The organism is Inquilinus sp. 2KB_23 (assembly GCF_052115705.1).
GTDB classification, from domain to species: Bacteria; Pseudomonadota; Alphaproteobacteria; order DSM-16000; family Inquilinaceae; genus Inquilinus; species Inquilinus ginsengisoli_A.
The window spans coordinates 83,995-101,791 of sequence record NZ_JBFRHF010000006.1 but is presented as its reverse complement, the minus strand read 5'-3'; the positions used below and the strand labels follow the sequence as shown (position 1 = coordinate 101,791).

The following is a 17,797-nucleotide window of genomic DNA, read 5'->3' as shown; positions in this document are numbered from 1 at the left end:
ATGGACGGATCACGATCCCTGGGTCGATGGCGCCGGGCCCTGCTTCCGGCCGGCCTGCTGATCGCGCTCGCGGCCGTCGCCGCCACGGGTGCCCGGGCCCAGACCGAAACCCCCGGCATGACGGTCCAGCCGGCGCCGACCCAGGCCGGGTCGCCGACCATCTCGGCCCAGGCCGCGCCCGGCATGCCGGGCGAGGACGTCACCGCCATGCGGGCGCCGGCCACCGCGCCGAAGATCGTCACCGCGCCGCCGGAACCGCCGCCGGCCGCGGTGCCGCAGGCCGTGCCGGGCGAGCCGCTGCCCACCGTCCCCGGAACCCCGGCGCCTGGAACCTCGGGCATGACGGTGTCGCCGGCGCCGCCGCGGGCGATGACGGTCTCGCCGGTGGTGACGCCCAGCCGGTCGATGCTGGAGATGAAGGTCGGGCAGGGCAACCTGCTGACCTTCTCGCAGCCGGTGCAGACCGTGCTGGTGGCCAACCCCAACGTGCTCGACGTCGAGATGGTGTCGGCCCGGTCGGCCTACATCTACGGCGTGTCCACCGGCACCACCAACCTGTTCGCCCTCAGCGGCGCCGACCAGGTGGTGGCGGCGGCCAATGTCCGGGTCAGCCAGGACGAGATGGCGGCCCAGCGCGAGGCGGCACGGGTGGCGCCCGCCGGGTCCGGCCAGTTGGGTTACATCCAGGACCGGCCGGTGACGTCAGGCACGGCCCCGGACCTCGGCAGCGCGATGAAGCTCGACGCCCTGGCCCAGCAGCTCGGCAGCAACGCCGGCGGGGCGATGAACCTCAACACGGTGCAGGGGTCGCAGCAGGTCGGCATCCGCGTCCGCTTCGCCGAGGTGCAGCGCAACGCGGTGCAGAATCTCGGCGTCAACTGGCAGTCGATGTTCGACATCGGCAAGTTCAACATCGGCCTGGTCAGCGGCGGCTTCCCCGGGGTCGGCGGGGTCGGCACCGCCACCGCGGGGTACCACAGCGGCGGCTACAACGTGGACGCCGTGATCGACGCGCTGCAGCGCGAAGGCGTGGTCAACATCCTGGCCGAGCCGACCCTGACCGCGGTCAGCGGCGAGACCGCGAACTTCCTGGCCGGCGGCGAATTCCCGATCCCGGTGCCGCAGGGCAACGAGACGGTGACCATCCAGTACAAGCAGTTCGGCGTGTCGCTATCCTTCACCCCGACCGTGCTGCCGGGCGAGCGCATCGCGATGCGGGTGAAGCCCGAGGTCAGCGAGCTCAGCGACGACGCCCGGGTGGAGAGCGGCGGCTTTTCGGTTCCGTCGCTGATCGTTCGCCGGGCCGAGACCACGATCGAGCTGGGCTCGGGCCAGACCTTCGCCCTGGCCGGGATGTTCCAGCGCAACATGTCGAACGTGGCCGACCAGATCCCGGTGCTCGGCGACATTCCGATCATCGGCAAGCTGTTCCAGTCGAGCCGGTACAAGCGCAACGAGACCGAGCTGGTGATCCTGATCACCCCGTTCCTGATGAAGGCGAGCGACACGCCCAAGGCCGTCGCCTTGCCGGCCCAGCGCACCGAACCGACGGTGCGGCGCGCGCGCTCGTCCCCCTCCATGACCGGCGGCAGCGCCGGCTTCGTGCTCGAATAGGACTCGCGATGACGTTCCCGCTCCGACCGCACCATGTGGCGGCCCTGGTCCTGGCCGGTTTCCTGGCGGCCTGCGACCACAAGATCCCGGACTGGCCGGAGGACGGCTACACCACCCTGTCGACCCCGGTGGCGCATCCGGTGCTGTTCGCGCCACAGGCGTCGAGCCTGAGCGCGACCGAACGCACCCGCCTGGTGGACTTCATCCGCGGCGCCGGGCTCAGCCCTGGGGCGACCGTCACGGTGGCGGCCGGCGGGCCGCGGGCCGCGGCGCGGCAGCAGGCGGTGTCGGCGGTGCTGCGCGGCGCGGGGCGCTACAATGTCACGCTGGTCGACGACCCCGGCGCCGGCGACGAGGTGCAGGTGGCCGCGGCGGGGCAGGGGGTGCTGTGGCCCAAGCGCTGCCTGAACCCGGACGGGTCGCTGCCGGAGGACCTGCCGCTGGGCTGCTCCAGCGACATCAACATGGCGCTGCAGGTCGAGCGCAAGGGCGACCTGTTCCGCGGGCGGCCGACCGGACCGGCCTTCGCCAACCCCTCGGTGCGCGCGGCCGAACGCTACCTGCAGCTGCCGGGCGCCGGCGAGGCCAACGGGCTGTCCAGCCCGGACGACGCCGGCAGCCAGGCGGGGGCGGTGCTGCCGCCCAGCGACACCACCGGGGCCGGCAGCGGGGCCACCACCGGCGGTACCACGTCTCCCTGATCCGCCCGGCCGGCCACGCCCCGGCGGGCGTCCGGACCTATCCGATGGTACCGATCGCCTGGGCCCGGCGCGCCGGGTCCTTGATTCCGCGGATCCGGCGCGCGGCGTTCAGCAGGCTACGCGCCTCCTTCGCCGGCAGGGCCGCGGCCGCGACGCTGCGGGCATCCTGGGTCTTGCCGTCCAGGGCCAGGACCAGGGCCAGGTTGCGCTGCTGCACCGTGGTGGCGTCGGCCGCCGCCGCCGCCTCGCGCATCACCCGCACCGCCTCGCCGGTCTCGCCGGCCAGGGCGTAGGACAAGGCGAGGTTGGTCTTCAGGCTGACATTGCTCGGCGCCTTGGTCAGCGCCCGCTGATACAGCACCTGCGCCTCCTTCGGCCGGCCCAGCAGGGCCAGGGCCGTGCCCTTGGCCAGGACCGTCGGCACGTCGTCCGGCTTCTTCGCCAGGGCCTGGTCCAGCACCGCGATGGCTTCTTGCGGCCTGCCCTGGGCCAGTTGCACCTTGCCCAGGCCGCGCAGCGCATCGACATTGTCGGAATCGATCGCCAGGGCGGCGTTGTAGTAGCCCGCGGCCCGCGCCGGGTCGCCGGTCTGCACCAGCGCGTCGCCCAGCTTGACCATCGGCTGCGGGTTGCTGGGGTCCTCCGTCGCCGCCTTCTGGTACAGGGTGATGGCGGTGTCGGGGTCGCCGGCCGTGCGGATGTTGTCGCCCATCCGCAGCAGTGAGGTGGTCGAGGATTCACCGCATCCCACAACGATTAGGGTGGCGGCGACAACGGCGGCGCGGGCGAGGTGGAATGTCATGGCGGCGGGCTCCCCCTTGAAGCAGCGAGTCCGGTGCGCCTCTGGCGGGCGCGCTTGGAAAGGTCACGAATCCCTGGCTCATGGATAGAACGATCCCGCCGCCGCGTCGACCCTGGGATTGGGAATCCGGTCCGGCATCCGCACCCGGGCGCCGCGCGTCCTGGGGACCGCGGGCGGCGGTCAGCCTTCCCAGGTGCGCAGGTTGCCGGAATCGATATGGGTGAAGCCGGGATACTGCCCGACGCCGCCGATCTGCAGCGCCAGGGCGCAGCCGACCAGCTGGCTCGGCGGCACCTTCTCGAAGGTCAGGTCGATGGCGCGGCCGGCCATGTGCAGCGAATTCCGCGCGGTGCCTTCGAGCGAGGAGTTGGTCTGCAGCGTGCGGTAGCCGGAATTGATCGTCGCCTTGCCGCTGAAGCCGGCGCGCTGGCACACCGTGCGGATCACCGCCAGGGCCCAGAACAGCCGGGGGTCCATCTGCACGCTCTGCTTCTGGCGCCAGTCGCGCAGGAACCAGTCCAGCTTCTGCAGCTCGGTGACGTCGTAGCCGCCGGCGCCGTAGAACTGGCCGACATAGCTCTCGCCGGTGTGGGCGTGGCCCAGCTCCAGATACGGCGTCACCCGGTCGTGCAACTCGTCCAGCAGCGATCCCGGGCGGGCTGCCGGGGGCAGGGCACGGGCGGCCGGGCCGGCCAGCGCGATGCCGCCGACGACCCCCAGCGCGGCACGCCGGGTCAGGGTCGGGCCGAAGGCCCGGGACGGAAGAGACGCGGTCATACGAAAACCATCCTCGACAGGCGAAGATACTTCAGCCCGGTTTTGTATAGCATTTTGCCGGGCCGGCGACGGATTGCAATCCCGCCGCACGTGTGTTGCAGACCGGAGGCTGGAGCATCGGCGGCATGCTGAGATCATAGCGGATCATTCGCAAGGGATGGTTTAGAGACAATTGAGGCCCCCAAATTGGGGGGCGGAAGGCCCTCAAAAGGGGGGCTTGGAGGTAGCGGAACCGGATGAGCCACGACACCCTGATCCATCGCATCGTTCGTCCCCTGGTCCGGCGGATCGCGCCGACCGGCGTCACCCCCAACCAGCTGACCACGGTGCGGTTGGTCACGGGCATCGCCGCGGCGGTCGCCTTCGCCCGGGGCGGCGGCCTCTGGGTCGATCTCGGCGGGGTGCTCTTCCTGGTGTCGATGCTGTTCGATCGGGCCGATGGCGAACTGGCCCGGCAGACCGGCCGGATGACCCCCGGCGGCCACCGCTACGACCTGGCCACGGATTGCTTCTCCGAGGCGATCGCCTTCATCGGCATCGGCATCGGGCTGGCGCGGGACGGGGGCGGCGCCGAGCCGATCCTGCTCGGGCTCGTCGCCGGGATCAGCATCGCGGTGCTGTTCTGGCAGCTCAACGTGATCAAGGTGGTCGAGCTGTCGCGCTACGCCATGCGCCGTCGCGGCGTGGTGCTCGACCCCGACGATGCCCTGGCGGTGGTGCCGGTGCTGGTCTGGGTGGACCTGACCTGGCCGATGCTGATCGCGGCCGCGGTGATCACCCCGGCGATCGCGGCCGGGCTGGGCCTGCTGTCGCGCCGGACGCGGGAGGGCGCGCCGGAGTCGGGTGCGCCATCGGGGGCTCAGAAGTAGCGCAGGCGGACGCTGATCAGCGCTTCGCGGGGGCCGACGGTGAACGAGGCGTCCTTAAAGTCCGGCGGCGAGAACAGATAGGACGGATTGCGCGAGAAGGCGACGCCCTCTTCCGGAACGCCCAGCAGGGTGCGGTCGATCTCGTGGTTGTCGTTGACGTCCTGGTAGCCCTGGGCGGCGTAGATCCCGGGCTGGACGTTGGTGATCACGACGGTGGTCTGCCCGGCGACCGCCGGGGCGCTGCCGCTGTAGGGGCAGTTGTCCTTCAGGAACAGCGCCTCCGGACACAGCGACATCCGGATGGTGCCCTTGGCCTCATGGATGTTGGTGACGGTGATCTCGACCGTCGCCGCGGCGACCACGCCGCTGCCCAGGACCAGCAGGGCGGCGGTGGCGAAGGCAAGAGCATGCAGGGCCTTCATCGGCGCAACTCCCCCAATGCCTCTTCGACGGCGACCAGCAGGGCCTCGAAGTCGGCGCGGCCCAGGGCGCCGATGCAGCCGATGCGGAAGCTCTCGGCCTTGGTCAGCTTCCCTGGATAGATCAGGAAGCCGCGCGCCGCCAGCGCCGTGTAGAAGCGATCGAAGGCAAAGTGCGGATCGTCCAGCGGATGGAAGGTGGCGATGATCGGCGCCTGCTCCTCCGGGTCGAGGAACAGGTGGAAGCCCAGCCGCGCCATGCCCTCGGCCAGCGTGTCGAAATTGTCCTGGTAACGCCGCAGCCGTGCCGGCGCGCCGCCCTCCGCCTCCAGCAGGCGCAGCGCCTCGACCAGCGCCGCCACCACCTGCACCGGCGGGGTGAAGCGCCACTGGCCGTTGCCCTCGAAGCCGCGCCACTGGTCGTGCAGGTCGAAGCTCAGCGACGGGCTGTTGCCCTTCGCGGCCACGATGGTCGCCCGCTCGACCAGCGCGAAGCCCAGGCCAGGCACGCCTTCCAGGCCCTTGTTGCTCGACGCCAGCACTGCCGCGACCTTCGTCGTCGACAGGTCGATCGGCAGGACTCCGAAGCTGCTCATGGCGTCCAGGATCAGCGCCCGGCCATGGTCTGCGACCACCTCGGCCACGGGCTCCAGCGGGTTCAGCAGGCCCGAGGTGGTCTCGCAATGCACCAGCGCGACATGGGTGATCTTCGGGTCCGCCGCCAGCGCCCGGTCCAGCTTGGCCGGGTCGACCGGGCGGTCCTCCGGCCAGCGCAGGGCTTCGACCGGCCGGCCCAGGCGCCGCGCGATCTCGACCATGCGCTCGCCATAGGCGCCGTTGACCAGCACCAGCAGCTTGTCCGCCGGCCGCAGCAGGGTGGCGATCGCCGCCTCGACGATGAAGGTGCCGCTGCCCTGCAGCGGGATGGCGACATGGCTGGCCCCGCCATGGGCGACGTCCAGCAGCCGCCGCCGCAGCTCGGTGGTCATGGCGATGAAGGCGCGGTCGCGCGATCCCCAGTCGCGCAGCATGGCGCGGCGGGTCTCGATCGCGGTGGTCAGCGGCCCCGGGGTCAGCAGAGTCGGGTCTTCCGGGCTGCGCGTCATGACGACGCCTCCGAGGTCGCACGGGCCCGGGCGCGGCGCCGGGCCAGGTGCTTGCCTTCCATGATCTGCCAGGCGACCAGGCCGGGGACGCCCAGCGCGATCTCGCGGATGCGGCGGATCAGGGCCATGGCCACGGCGCTGTGCGGCGGGATGCCCAGCAGGCCGCAGATGACGATGAAGCCGCCCTCCTGCACCCCCAGCGCGCCTGGGACAATCACCCCGGCCATGCGGATCGCCTGGGCCAGGCTCTCGATGATCACCGCCTCGCGGAACCCGGCATCGACGCCCAGCGCCCACAGCGTCATCCAGATCTCGAGGCAGCCGAGCAGCCAGGAGATCAGGTGGTGGCCACCGGAGACCCACACCCGGCGGGCATGCTCCTCATACAGCGCCACGATCGAATCATGCAGGCCGGAGACCTCGCCCAGCGACGACCAGCCGAACTTGTCGGCCAGCCGGATCAGCGCCCGCTCCAGCACCTTGAACATGCCGAAGCGCTGGGCGCCGATGAACAGCGCCACCAGCAGAAAGCCGATGCCGCAGCCGGCGATGATCCAGGGCGTCATCGCCCCGTCATGGTTGCCCAGGAACAGCAGGCCCAGCCCGAACATGGTGAACACCACCTGGCTGGCCATCTGGGTCGTCAGGTCGACCACGATGGCGGCACCCGATCGGTTCAGCGGTACGCCGCGCATCGCCAGCAGCCGGGCGGTGATCAGCTCGCCGCCGATCTGGGCGACCGGCAGCAACGAATTGATCGCCTCGCGGATCCAGCGCAGCCGCATGAAGAAGCTCAAGGGCGGCACCGGCCGGCCCGGCACCAGCGCGCGCCAGCCCAGCGACGAGAACAGGAACTGCGGGAAGTGCAGGGCGATGACGGCCAGGATGCCCCAGCCGGCGCCGACCAGCGCGGACCAGATCTCCGCCGCGCCGGTCAGCCAGACCAGCACGACCGCGACCGTCAGGCCGACGGCGATCCCGATGCAGGCGGGCCATTTCATGATGCGGCGCCGACACTCGCTGCGGCCGGGCGGATGCCGGCAAGGAAGTCCTTGAAGCGCCGGGCGACGTCGACCGGCCCGACTGTCGGGCGGCCAAGCTTCTCCATCGATCCCGGGGCGATGCGGACATGGATCAGAGCGGGGCGCGGGGATTCGGACGCGGCGCGGAACGCCGCCTCGAAACCGTCCAGGCTGCTGCAGGACGCGGCGAACTGGTAGCCGCAGGCCAGCGCGACGGCGGCGAAGTCGACCGAGGCGGAGACGGTGGCCTGGCCACCAGTCGAATCATGCACGCCGTTGTCGAGCAGGATGTGGATCAGATTGTCAGGCGCCTGGGCGCCGATGGTGGCGAAGGTGCCCAGCTTCATCAGCGCGGCACCGTCGCCATCCAGCACCACCACCGGTGCCTTGGTGTTCAGCGCCACGCCCAGCGCCATGCCGGAGGCACCGCCCATCGACCCGACCTGGTAGATGTGCTGCTTCCGGTCGGCCAGGGTGAACAACTCGCGGCCGGCCTTGCCGGTGGTGGCGACCACGGCGGTGCGGTCGTCGGTCAGGGTCAGGAAGCGCTCCAGCACCGCAGCGCGGGTCGGGCGCGGTCCGGCCTCCGGCCAGTCGGCGCGGCGGCCGGGGCGCGGCAGGGTGCGGGGCAGCGCCTGCAGGTCCTCGTCGCGCACATCGCCCTTCTTCATCACGAAGGCATAGGGGATGCCGCCGGCCATCTCCGCCACGGCCTCGTCCAGCGCCGGGCCCAGGGCCTCCGGCGTGGCCGGGAACGGCGCCTGCGGGATCTCCATCAGGCTCAGCAGGTCCTGGGTGATGCGGCCCATCACCTCGTGCTGCGGCTCGTCCGGCTGGCCGGGCTGGCCGCGCCAGGTGGTGACGAACAGCGTCGGGATGCGGAACGGCGCGTTCAGCGAGGTCAGCGGGTTGACCGCGTTGCCCAGGCCGGAGTTCTGGCACATGACCACGGTGCGGCGACCGGCCAGCCAGGCGCCGGCGGCAATCGCCACCGCCTCGCCCTCGCTGGCCGCACCGACATAGGTCAGGGCTTGGCTCGACAGCACGCCGTTGATCAGCGGGGTCAGGAAGCTGCACGGCACGCCGGTGTAGAAGTCGTGGCCACGCGTCTTCGCCGCCGCGATGAAATCGTCTGCGGTGATCATGCCGACGTTCTAGAGCGCCAGGACCCGGGATGGAAGCGCATCTGCTTGCATTTCCGGTACGGGCTGGGTTGTGGGCGACGCCCACCACGCGACCTTATGTATCATTCGGACCCATATCAGGTCTTGGAAAGCGCCCTCGACTTCTATTGTCATGCCACGGTCGAGCCGGGCAATGACAATAAAAGCTGATAGTTGGGGTGGCCGGCTCTAGGTGAAGTTGCGCGCGTCGGCCAGGTCGCTCAGCGTGTCGACATCCAGCCAATGGGCGGTGAAGTACTGCACCACCACCGGATGCTTGGCCGCCAGGCGGGTCAGCAGCAGCGGCAAATCCGCCGTCTCCAGCAGCCCTTCGGCCTCGATCAGGTCGATCTCCTCGCGCAGCCAGGCGGCGCCTTGGGTGCTGAACCGGGCCAGGCCGATCCATTCGCCGCTGACCTCGGCCGACGGGATCGACTCGGACATCGACTTCAGATGCACCGGCGTGTCGTCGAGATAGCTGCCGGAATAGGGCCGGTCGGCGGCCACCAGGTCGCGCACGGTCTTCTTCGGGTCCTTGACCGACAGGCTCAACCCGTCGACGGCGACGACGATATCGCCCTCGCTCGACATCAGCCCGTCCAGGATGTAGCGGCGGAACAGCACGTCGCCATAGGCGACCACCGCCTCGCCATCCAGCGCCTTGCGCGCCTGGGCCAGCGAGAACACCTCGCCGGTCTCGGCGAAGCGGTCGTTGTCGACGGTCTTGATGCCGGGGACGGCCACGGCCTCCTTGCGGTAGCCGCGGACCACGGTGACGTCGCGCAGGCCGCTGTCGCCCAGCGTCGAGACCAGGCGCTGCAGCAGCGACTGGCCGCGCACGTCGATCATGCATTTCGGCTGGTCGCGGGTGAGGTCGCCGAGGTCGCCGCGCGACGCCGCCAGCACCACGGCCTTGGGCGCCGCCTTGCCGGGGAGGTAGCGGCGCTCCGCCGCCTCCAGCTCGGCATTGCCGACCAGGGCGAAGATGTCGCGGACGCTGGCCACCCGGCCTTCGACCTCGCGCAACGACTGGTCCTCGAAGATCCGCCGGGCGGTTTCGCGCATCGCGGTCATCGACGACCGCAGCAGGTGGTTGGCCCAGATGATGGTCGAGATGCCGGCCTGGCGGAACAGGTCGGTCGAGGTGGCGTAGTACATGGTCGGCACGATCACCACCGGCGACCGGTTGGCCCAGCGCTCGGTGAACTCGAAGATCTCGGTCGCGGTCGACTTCTTGGAATGGATCAGGATCGCATCGGCCCCGGCCGCGTGATAGGCCTCGGCCCGGCGCAGCGCCTCTTCCATGCCGCGGCCGGAGATCAGGGCCTCGACCCGGGCGACCAGGATGAAGTCGTCGTCGGTCTGGCTGTCCTTGCCGGCCTTGATGCGGCCGCAGAACTCATCGATGTCCGCCAGCGGCTGGGCTTCGCCGATGAAGGAGTTGGTCTTCGGGAACAGCTTGTCCTCGATGCAGACCCCGGCGATGCCGCGCTCGCACAGCTTGCGCACCAGGCGGCGGACATTGTTGAAGTTGCCGTAGCCGGTGTCGCCGTCGACCAGGATCGGCAGGCTGGTGGCATCCGCCATGTATTCGAGGGTGTCCAGCACCTGGGTCCAGGACGCCTCGTTGCTGTCGCGCAGCCCCAGGCTGGCCGATCCGGTCAGGCCGGACGCCCAGATGCCGCGGAAGCCGGCTTCCTCGACGATCTTGGCCGACAGGCCGTTATGGGCCTCCATCAGGAAGGACAGCGACGGGGAGGCGATCTCCTCGCGCAGCGCCGCGAACACCGTCTTCGGGCGTCCATTCCGCTCGGCGGCAGCGCCGCTGGACGGGCCCGCCGAGGCGGTCTCTTCGAAAGCCTTCATCGCGTCTTCAGTCCTGAACCGGATGTCCGGGTTGCGGAATCTCAGACGTCCAGCGCCTTGCCGGGCCGCCATATCGGCCTGTATCTTCATCCTGCGTCCGAAAAATGCAACCGGAGCATCACGGTCTTGTCATATAGCGATGGGCGTTCGACCGCCGCGATCATCCTCGCGGCCGGGGTCGGGCGACGCCTGGGAACGGCCGTGGACGGCCCAAAAATCCTCCTTCAGTTCGGCGGCCGATCGCTGCTGGAACGGCATATCGCCGCGCTTCACGCCAATGGGGTCGAAGACATCTCGATCACCATCGGGCATGAGGGCGACTCGATCCGGCATGAGATCGAGCGGCTCGGCCTCACCAGCCGCATCCGCTTCGTCGAGAACCCGCGCTACCGCGAGGGCAGCCTGGTCTCGCTGTGGGCCCAGCGCGACCTGTTGTCGTCCGGCGCCCCGGTCGTGCTGATGGATGGCGACGTGCTGTACGGCGCCGCCATGATCGGCCGGCTGCTGGCCGCGGCGCCGGAGAACACGCTGCTGGTCGACCGCGAGATCGAGCCGGGCGACGAGCCGGTGAAGATCTGCTTCCGCGGCGACGTCATCGTCGACTTCCGCAAGAAGCCCGAGCACGCCCATGACTGGCACGGGGAATCGGTCGGCTTTTTCCGCTTCTCGCCCGATATGGCGCGTGCGCTCGGTGAGCGCACCGACTGGTATGTCGGCCAGGGCATCACCACTGTGGAGTATGAGGAAGCGATCCGCGACCTGATCCTGGCCGAGCCCGGCCGTTTCGGCGTCGCCGACATCAGCGACCTGCCCTGGACCGAGATCGACTTCGACGTGGATGTCACCCGCGCGCGACAGGAGATCCTGCCGCAGTTGGAGCGTTGAGAATGCCCGATTCCCTGCCCCCCGGCCGCACCGGCGCAGCCGGCCCGCTTTCCGCCGAAGACCTTGCGGCCTACGGGCGCACCGGCTGGGTCGCCGCCCGCGGCTTCTTCGACGCGGCCGAGACCGCGGCGATCACCCGCTGGACCGACGAGCTCAGCGCCATGCCCGAAGAGCCGGGCAAGCACATGGTCTATTACGAGCCCAGCCTGCTGGACCCGAACCAGCGCGTGGTGCAGCGGATCGAGAACTTCTGCCCCTACCACCCGCAGTTCGACGGGCTGGTCCGCGGCGGCCGGCTGTTCCAGGCGGTGGAGCAGCTGCTCGAAGGCCCCTCCTGCCTGTACAAGGAGAAGATCAACTTCAAGATGGCGGGCGGCGCCGGGTTCGAGCCGCACCAGGACCAGCAGGCCGGCTGGTCGCGCTACGCCCCGATCTTCCTCACCGTGATGGTCTCGGTCGACCGCGCCACGGTCGAGAACGGCTGCCTGGAGATGGCGGACACGCCGCGCCTGACGGGGATGATCGGCGAGGAGTGGAAGCCGCTGACCGACGCCCAGATGGCGGGCTTCACGCTGGACCCGGTGACGACCGAACCGGGCGACGTGCTGTTCTTCGACAGCTACGCCCCGCACGCCTCGAAGCCGAACCTGACCGACAAGGCGCGGCGCATCCTGTACCTGACCTACAACCGCCTGGCCGATGGCGACCACCGCGAGCGCTACTTTGCGGAGAAGCGGGCCAACTTCCCGCCCGACATCGAGCGCGAGCCGGGCAAGGCCTACAAGTTCCGGGTGTAGTCGCGGCTTCCTCTTCCTATCATTGCCCGGCTCGACCGGGGCAATCCAGGAGCCACCGAGAGCTGCTCTGGCCGCCCCTGGATGCCACGGTCAAGCCGTGGCATGACAATTGGGGAGCGCTGCGACGGAGCGCGCGGGCGAGAAGATCCATCCGTAGGACAGTCTGTTTCCGCGGGCGCCGTTGACCGGCCGCGCCCGGGGGCCATCTCTGCGGTGACGATTCCCGCGACCTAGAGACCCTGATGGCACAGCCCCTCGAACTCGGCCTGGACACTTTCGGCGACGTCACCACTGGTGCGGACGGCGCCTTGCTGCCGCACGGGCAGGTGCTGCGCGACGTCATCGAGGAAGGCGTGCTGGCCGACCAGCTCGGCATCGACTATTTCGGCGTCGGCGAGCATCACCGCGCCGATTTCGCGGTGTCCGCGCCCGAGGTGCTGCTGGCGGCGATCGCCGGCCGCACCAGCCGGATCCATCTCGGCTCCGCGGTCACGGTGCTCAGCTCCGACGACCCGATCCGCGTCTTCCAACGCTTCTCCACCCTCGATGCCGCGTCGAACGGGCGGGCCGAGGTCATCCTCGGTCGCGGCTCCTTCACCGAATCCTTCCCGCTGTTCGGCTTCGCGCTGAGCGACTACGAGACGCTGTTCGAGGAGAAGCTGGACCTGTTCGCGGCGCTGCTGCGGCAGGAGCCGGTGACCTGGCAGGGCACCACCCGCCCGCCGCTGCGCAACCAGAGCGTGTTTCCGCCGGTCGAGACCGGGCGGCTGAAGACCTGGATCGGCGTCGGCGGCAGCCCGGAATCGGTGGTCCGCGCCGCGCGCTACGAGCTGCCGCTGGCGCTGGCCATCATCGGCGGCGACCCCAAGCGCTTCCGGCCCTATGTCGACCTGTACCACCGCGCCTTTGCGCAGCTGGGCAAGCCGGTGCTGCCGATCGGCATCCACTCGCCCGGCTATGTCGCCGACACCGACGCCCAGGCGCGCGAGGAGTTGTACCCCGACTACAAGCGTATGCGCGACCGCATCGGCGGCGAGCGCGGCTGGCCGCCGATGGGGCAGGACGAGTTCGAGCGCGAGGCCGAGCACGGCTCGCTCTATGTCGGGTCGCCGGAGACGGTCGCCCGCAAGATCGTCGCCACGGTCACGGCGCTGGGCGCCGCGCGCTTCCAGATGAAGTACAGCGCCGGCACCCTGCCGCACCCCAAGCTGATGCGCAGCATCGAGCTGTTCGGCAGCAAGGTGGCGCCGCTGGTGCGGGACATGCTGGCCTCGGCATGATGCGTAGGGCGCCGGCCCACCATCCCCATCACTGTCATTGCCCGGCTTGACCGGGCAATCCAGGGGCCATCGAGAGCCGCTCTGGCCGTCCCTGGATGCCACGGTCAAGCCGTGGCATGACAATAAAAATTAAACCCGCAACAGAACCCAACGATCACCGCTTCCGGCCACGGGCCGTGCCGCGGCCGCGGATGTGCTCGGCGGCGCGGAAGCCGGACAGCAGGCTGCCTTCGATCGTCGCCGGCAAGCCGGTCGCGGTCCAGTCGCCCGCCAGCCACAGATTGGCGAAGCCGGTGGAGCAGGGCGGACGCCGGGCCTCGTCGGCCGGGGTCTGGCGGATGGTCGCCCGCTTCTCCTTGATGATTCGGTACAGCGGCAGGTCGCCGGCCAGGTCCGGGAAGGCCCGCACCACATCGGCCCACAGAAGCGCCGCGATCGCCTCCGCCGGCGCGTCCACCAGGTCGCGGGCGGCGCTGACCGTGGTGCTGGCGATGCCGGGGCGGCGGAACACCCAATGCGCCGTGCCGCCGACGATGCCGGCGATGTCGTGCGGCTCGTCCCGCAGCGGGATGGCGAAATGGCCGTTGACGATCGGCTCGTCCGCCTCCGGCACCACCAACCCCGGCACCAGCCGGGCGGCGATCGCCGGCGGCACCGCCAGCACCACCTGGTCGTCCGGCGCCAGCGGCAGCAGCCCCTGGTCCAGCTCCAGCGCCTCGACCCGGCCGTCGTCGAGATGCAGCGCCTTGATCCGGGTCCCGGTCCGCACCGTGACGCGGCGGCGGTGCAGGAAGTCCAGCGCCGGGTTGATGAAGGTGTCGGCCAGGTCGTTGCGGGCGATCAGCGGAATGGTCTGGGCGCCGCCCTTGGCCAGGGTCTGCTCCACCACCGCCCACAGGCCGCGGGCCGAGGCCTCGTCGGCGGGGGTGTTGAGGGCCGAGACCGCCAGCGGCTCGATCAGGCAGCGATACAGCTCGCCGGCCGGGAAGGCCTGGGCCACGGTGTCGGCCGGCCCGGCCTTGGACAGGCGGCGCAGCGCCAGATAGTCGCCGGCCCGGGTGTCCGGCACCCGGCGCCCGGCGCGCAGGATCCACCACGGCAGCGACCCGCGGTTGGGCCGCAGGGTGAACTCGCGGCCGCGGGTCAGGTCGACGAAGCGGAAGCCCGGCCGGGCCGGGGCGGCCAGCCGGTCGGCCGCGCCGATCAGCTCGAGATAGCGCCGCACGTTGCGGTTGCCCGACAGCACCAAGTGGTTGCCGTTGTCGATGATGCGGTCCAGCACCGGCTCGTGGAAGGCGCGGCAGCGGCCGCCGGGGCGTGCCGTGGCCTCGTACACCACGGCGGGGATGCCGGTGCGGGCGAGCTCGACCGCGGCGGCCAGCCCGGCGAGGCCGCCGCCGATCACATGCGCCGTCACTTCAGCAGGGCCGACAGCAGGATGCCGAGCTTCTCGCGCTTCGACAGGCGCGGCCGGACGCGGCGGTCGGTGTAGCCGCGGGCCTGCAGCATCTCGAAGATGCGGCGATAGCTGTGCTGCATGATCAGCGCCGCCTTCATCCGCTTCTCGGTGCCCGGCGGCATCAGGCCGGGCAGGGCGGCGTAGAGCGGCACGATGTCGGCCGCCAGCCGGGCGCAGACCTGGGCGATCCGTGGGTCGGCGACGATGGTGGGGATCGGCGCGTCGGTCGAGATGCCGGCTTCGCGCAGCCAGCTCTCCGGCAGGTACAGCCGGCCCAGCCCGGCATCCTCGTCGACGTCGCGCAGGATGTTGGTCAGCTGCAGCGCCTCGCCCTGGGCCACGGCGAAGGCCTCGCTGGCCGCATCGGGGCAGCCGAAGATCTTGACCGCCAGGACGCCGACGGTGCCGGCGACGCAGCGGGCGTAATGCGCCAGCCCGGCGCGGTCGGCGATCCGCACCTCCGCCGCGGCGTCGATGGTCATGCCGTCGAGCATGCCGTCGAATTCGGCGCGCGGCAGGTCGAAGCGCCGGATCGCCCAGATCATCTCGCGGTCCAGCGGGTCTTCGCCCCGGCCGGCGAAGATGCGGTCCAGCCGTTCGCGCCAGGCGGCGAGGTCGGCGATCTTCTCCTCGACCGTCGCGGTGGAATCGGCGATGTCGTCGACCTGGCGGCAGAAGCCGTAGACGGCGTAGATGGCGCGGCGGCCGTCCGGCGGCAGGATGCGCATGCCGGCGGCGAAGGAGGATTTGGCGCGGAAGACCGCCATCCGCACCAGCGTCGCATCGTCCAGCGGCCTGGCGCCGAAGGCCATCACCGACAGGCCGGGGCGCAGCGCCCTGGCGAAGTCGCTCTTGCCCAGCGCCACCCGGCCCAGCAGCGGGTCGCCGGCGCGCAGCCTGGCGGCCAGCCGGCGCGCCAGCCACAGCATGACGCTGACCTCCGCCGCCAGCGGCCGCGAGGTCAGTTGGCCGGGCAGGGTGGTGGCGGTGTCGAGCATGGCGTCGACCAGGTCGAGGCAGCGGTCCAGCACCGGACGGCGCAGCCGGGCCGAGGCCTCGTCGGCGGTGAAGAAGCGGTCGATGCCGCCGGCCGCCGCGATCCAGTCGGTCGGCACATAGATGCGGCGCAGCTTGCGCCAGTCGTCGCCGCAATCCTGCAGGTGGTTCAGGATCTGCAGCACGGTGCACAGCGCGTCGCCGGCCGGGAAGGTCGATTCCGCCTGGCCGTGCAGCCGCAGCAGGTAGCGCCCGACCGGGTTGGCGGAGTAGCGGCAATAGTCGATCAGGTCGTCCCAGCTGGCGCAGCTGCGATTCTCGGAATCGCGGCGGAAGGCGGTGAGGATGTCGCGGCAATCCACCAGCCCGACGCCGGTCGCGGCGATCGAGGCGCGGATCGCGGTGGTGGAGTCGGGCCCCGGCCCGGTCAGCCCCGCCTCCAGCGCGTCCAGCCGGGCCAGCTTCTCCGCCGGTGCCAGGTCGGGGTCGTCGCCGATGTCGTCGGCGGTGCGGGCGAAGCGGTAGAAGGCGGCGATATGCGGCCGCAGCGCCTTGGGCAGCAGCCAGGACCCGACGGGGAAGTTCTCCTGGCGCGAGGTCTTGGACGCCGCCACCTCCACGGCAGTGGGCGCACCGCCGGCGGGCGGAGAAGAGTCGGCAATGGCTCGGTCGGCCGGCACGGTCATGATCGCCTGTCTACTATCGGCCAGGGCCGATCGGGAAACGACGGCGCGACGGCTGAACCGTCGCGCGGCCCTGAACCGGGCCACCAGATCGCAGACCCCCCGGAATTGTCAAGGCAAAGGCCGGCGGACCAAGCGCCGCACTGTCCCCTGTCCCGCACTCTTCTTCGTCATTGCGAGGAGGCGCAGCCGACGCAGCAATCCATGTCAGGCGGCGCCATGGATTGCTTCGCTGCGCTCGCAATGACGAAGGGGGCGGCGGGGGAGGCGACACGCCATGGCCGCTTGACGGTCGGGCTCCCCAGGCGTTAACCATCCGCCCGCAGCCGCCTCGATGGCGCTGCCGTAGGCGTTACCGTCATCCAACGCGTCCTTGGTCGAGAAGGTCCCAGCAGGGAGATCTCGAGGCAAAAGGCGCGACGGTATGTCCTCACTCTCCTGCTCTGCGGCTCGCCCGCTCGACACATCCATCCTGGCCGGGCCTGTCCCCGCCGCGACGTCGGCTGTCGTCCCGGGATGGCTCGCGGCAGGGGCCGCCGTCGCCTTTCTCATGACGAAAGGCAGCAATCATGAAGATCACCGGCAACACGATCCTGATCGCCGGCGGCACCAGCGGCATCGGCCGGGCACTGGCCGAGGCCCTGCACCAGCGCGGCAACCGCGTCATCGTCACCGGGCGGCGGCAGGCCCTGCTGGACGAAGTCACGGCCGGTCGCCCCGGCCTGGTCGGGATGTCGCTCGACCTCAATGACCCGGCCGCGCTGTCCCGCCTCGCGACCGAAATTCGCGCGCGCTTTCCCGACCTCAATGTGCTGATCGCCAACGCCGGCATCTCGCGGGCGGAGGACATGGCGGCAGACGGCTGGGATGCCGCCGACGCCCAGGCGATCGTGGAGACCAACATCCTGGGCGTGCTGCGCGTGACGGCGGCGCTGCTGCCGGTGCTGAAAGGACGGCCGGACGCGACCATCATCGCCACCAGCTCCAACCTCGCCTTCGTGCCCCGTGCCGACTTCCCGGCCTACTGCGCCAGCAAGGCGTTCCTGCACTCCTGGCTCCAGTCGCTGCGTCACCAGCTCCGCAGCGTCCCCGTCGAAGTGCTCGAACTCGCGCCGCCCTATGTGCAGACGGCGCTGACCGGCGCCCGCCAGGCCTCCGACCCGCGCGCCATGCCGGTCGCCGCCTATGTCGCGGAGGTGATGCAGCTGCTGGAGCGGGGAGACCATCCCCGGGGCGAGGTGCTGGTCGAGCGCGACCGCGCTCGGCGCTGGGCCGAGCGGGACGGTCGCTACGACGCCACCTTCGCGGCGATGAACCCGGACTGAAGACGTGGTCGGCCACCGCAGCCCTTCGCGTCG

General features: G+C 70.6%; 16 protein-coding genes. 7 read left to right on the top strand and 9 right to left on the bottom strand.

Translation table 11 applies throughout. The features are described from left to right. On the top strand, positions 1-1,614 hold the full coding sequence (locus AB4112_RS09690) for a type II and III secretion system protein family protein (protein WP_441719003.1): 1,614 nt from the start codon (positions 1-3) through the stop codon (positions 1,612-1,614). An 8-nt stretch (positions 1,615-1,622) separates the two neighbouring features. Beyond that, positions 1,623-2,315, top strand: a complete 693-nt coding sequence (locus AB4112_RS09685; protein WP_441719000.1) for a CpaD family pilus assembly lipoprotein — start codon at positions 1,623-1,625, stop codon at positions 2,313-2,315. Positions 2,316-2,352: 37 nt separating this feature from the next. Here the strand turns inward: AB4112_RS09685 and AB4112_RS09680 are convergent, their stop codons facing one another. Continuing rightward, positions 2,353-3,117, bottom strand: a complete 765-nt coding sequence (locus AB4112_RS09680) for a tetratricopeptide repeat protein (RefSeq protein ID WP_309800119.1) — start codon at positions 3,115-3,117, stop codon at positions 2,353-2,355. A gap of 180 nt (positions 3,118-3,297) precedes the next feature. Next, the gene (locus AB4112_RS09675; protein WP_309800121.1) at positions 3,298-3,894 is read right to left on the bottom strand and encodes a YcbK family protein; all 597 of its coding nucleotides are present in this window, start codon (positions 3,892-3,894) and stop codon (positions 3,298-3,300) included. A 236-nt stretch (positions 3,895-4,130) separates the two neighbouring features. On the opposite strand from AB4112_RS09675, the gene AB4112_RS09670 reads away from it, so the two are divergent. Next, the gene (locus AB4112_RS09670; protein ID WP_441718996.1) at positions 4,131-4,763 is read left to right on the top strand and encodes a CDP-alcohol phosphatidyltransferase family protein; all 633 of its coding nucleotides are present in this window, start codon (positions 4,131-4,133) and stop codon (positions 4,761-4,763) included. Here the strand turns inward: AB4112_RS09670 and AB4112_RS09665 are convergent. The 5 genes from AB4112_RS09665 to aepX form a co-directional block, all read right to left on the bottom strand. Beyond that, positions 4,754-5,185, bottom strand: a complete 432-nt coding sequence (locus AB4112_RS09665) for a DUF2141 domain-containing protein (protein ID WP_309800125.1) — start codon at positions 5,183-5,185, stop codon at positions 4,754-4,756. The two genes, AB4112_RS09670 and AB4112_RS09665, sit on opposite strands and share 10 nt — an antisense overlap. After that, on the bottom strand, positions 5,182-6,288 hold the full coding sequence (locus AB4112_RS09660; RefSeq protein WP_441718992.1) for a 2-aminoethylphosphonate--pyruvate transaminase: 1,107 nt from the start codon (positions 6,286-6,288) through the stop codon (positions 5,182-5,184). The genes AB4112_RS09665 and AB4112_RS09660 overlap by 4 nt, the downstream gene beginning before the upstream one ends. Then, the gene (locus tag AB4112_RS09655) at positions 6,285-7,289 is read right to left on the bottom strand and encodes a flippase-like domain-containing protein (protein ID WP_441718989.1); all 1,005 of its coding nucleotides are present in this window, start codon (positions 7,287-7,289) and stop codon (positions 6,285-6,287) included. Before AB4112_RS09655 ends, AB4112_RS09660 begins: the two co-directional genes overlap by 4 nt. Continuing rightward, positions 7,286-8,455, bottom strand: coding sequence for a phosphonopyruvate decarboxylase (aepY, locus tag AB4112_RS09650; protein ID WP_441718986.1), 1,170 nt, complete (start codon positions 8,453-8,455; stop codon positions 7,286-7,288). The genes AB4112_RS09655 and aepY overlap by 4 nt, the downstream gene beginning before the upstream one ends. A gap of 207 nt (positions 8,456-8,662) precedes the next feature. Continuing rightward, entirely contained in the window at positions 8,663-10,339 is a 1,677-nt protein-coding gene (gene aepX / locus AB4112_RS09645) for a phosphoenolpyruvate mutase (RefSeq protein WP_309800135.1), read from the bottom strand. Between the two features lie 57 nt (positions 10,340-10,396). Between aepX and AB4112_RS09640 the strand changes: the two genes are divergently transcribed. From AB4112_RS09640 to AB4112_RS09630, 3 genes are all read left to right on the top strand, one after another. Further along, a complete protein-coding gene (locus AB4112_RS09640; protein ID WP_441718983.1) occupies positions 10,397-11,224 on the top strand; it encodes an NTP transferase domain-containing protein in 828 nt (275 codons plus the stop codon). Positions 11,225-11,226: 2 nt separating this feature from the next. Then, positions 11,227-12,021, top strand: a complete 795-nt coding sequence (locus AB4112_RS09635; protein ID WP_309800138.1) for a phytanoyl-CoA dioxygenase family protein — start codon at positions 11,227-11,229, stop codon at positions 12,019-12,021. A gap of 242 nt (positions 12,022-12,263) precedes the next feature. Further along, positions 12,264-13,301 carry an LLM class flavin-dependent oxidoreductase gene (locus AB4112_RS09630; RefSeq protein WP_309800141.1) on the top strand — a complete coding sequence of 346 codons (1,038 nt, stop codon included), beginning with the start codon at positions 12,264-12,266 and terminating at the stop codon, positions 13,299-13,301. 154 nt (positions 13,302-13,455) lie between these two features. Here AB4112_RS09630 and hpnE read toward each other — a convergent pair whose 3' ends face one another. Together hpnE and AB4112_RS09620 are read right to left on the bottom strand one after the other, a co-directional pair. Further along, a complete protein-coding gene (gene hpnE / locus AB4112_RS09625) occupies positions 13,456-14,718 on the bottom strand; it encodes a hydroxysqualene dehydroxylase HpnE (protein WP_309800144.1) in 1,263 nt (420 codons plus the stop codon). Continuing rightward, positions 14,715-16,442 (bottom strand): squalene/phytoene synthase family protein, encoded by a 1,728-nt coding sequence (locus tag AB4112_RS09620; protein ID WP_309800147.1) that lies wholly within the window; start codon positions 16,440-16,442, stop codon positions 14,715-14,717. The genes hpnE and AB4112_RS09620 overlap by 4 nt, the downstream gene beginning before the upstream one ends. A gap of 566 nt (positions 16,443-17,008) precedes the next feature. Between AB4112_RS09620 and AB4112_RS09615 the strand changes: the two genes are divergently transcribed. Further along, the gene (locus tag AB4112_RS09615) at positions 17,009-17,764 is read left to right on the top strand and encodes an SDR family oxidoreductase (protein WP_441718977.1); all 756 of its coding nucleotides are present in this window, start codon (positions 17,009-17,011) and stop codon (positions 17,762-17,764) included. The last annotated feature ends 33 nt before the right edge of the window (positions 17,765-17,797 follow it).

Bases quoted from the DNA above. Each gene is read 5' to 3' on its own strand.
- AB4112_RS09690 (WP_441719003.1), top strand. From the start codon at position 1: ATGGACGGATCACGATCCCTGGGTCGATGGCGCCGGGCCCTGCTTCCG.
- AB4112_RS09685 (WP_441719000.1), top strand. From the start codon at position 1,623: ATGACGTTCCCGCTCCGACCGCACCATGTGGCGGCCCTGGTCCTGGCC.
- AB4112_RS09680 (WP_309800119.1), bottom strand. From the start codon at position 3,117: ATGACATTCCACCTCGCCCGCGCCGCCGTTGTCGCCGCCACCCTAATC.
- AB4112_RS09675 (WP_309800121.1), bottom strand. From the start codon at position 3,894: ATGACCGCGTCTCTTCCGTCCCGGGCCTTCGGCCCGACCCTGACCCGG.
- AB4112_RS09670 (WP_441718996.1), top strand. From the start codon at position 4,131: ATGAGCCACGACACCCTGATCCATCGCATCGTTCGTCCCCTGGTCCGG.
- AB4112_RS09665 (WP_309800125.1), bottom strand. From the start codon at position 5,185: ATGAAGGCCCTGCATGCTCTTGCCTTCGCCACCGCCGCCCTGCTGGTC.
- AB4112_RS09660 (WP_441718992.1), bottom strand. From the start codon at position 6,288: ATGACGCGCAGCCCGGAAGACCCGACTCTGCTGACCCCGGGGCCGCTG.
- AB4112_RS09655 (WP_441718989.1), bottom strand. From the start codon at position 7,289: ATGAAATGGCCCGCCTGCATCGGGATCGCCGTCGGCCTGACGGTCGCG.
- aepY (WP_441718986.1), bottom strand. From the start codon at position 8,455: ATGATCACCGCAGACGATTTCATCGCGGCGGCGAAGACGCGTGGCCAC.
- aepX (WP_309800135.1), bottom strand. From the start codon at position 10,339: ATGAAGGCTTTCGAAGAGACCGCCTCGGCGGGCCCGTCCAGCGGCGCT.
- AB4112_RS09635 (WP_309800138.1), top strand. From the start codon at position 11,227: ATGCCCGATTCCCTGCCCCCCGGCCGCACCGGCGCAGCCGGCCCGCTT.
- AB4112_RS09630 (WP_309800141.1), top strand. From the start codon at position 12,264: ATGGCACAGCCCCTCGAACTCGGCCTGGACACTTTCGGCGACGTCACC.
- AB4112_RS09620 (WP_309800147.1), bottom strand. From the start codon at position 16,442: ATGACCGTGCCGGCCGACCGAGCCATTGCCGACTCTTCTCCGCCCGCC.
- AB4112_RS09615 (WP_441718977.1), top strand. From the start codon at position 17,009: ATGAAGATCACCGGCAACACGATCCTGATCGCCGGCGGCACCAGCGGC.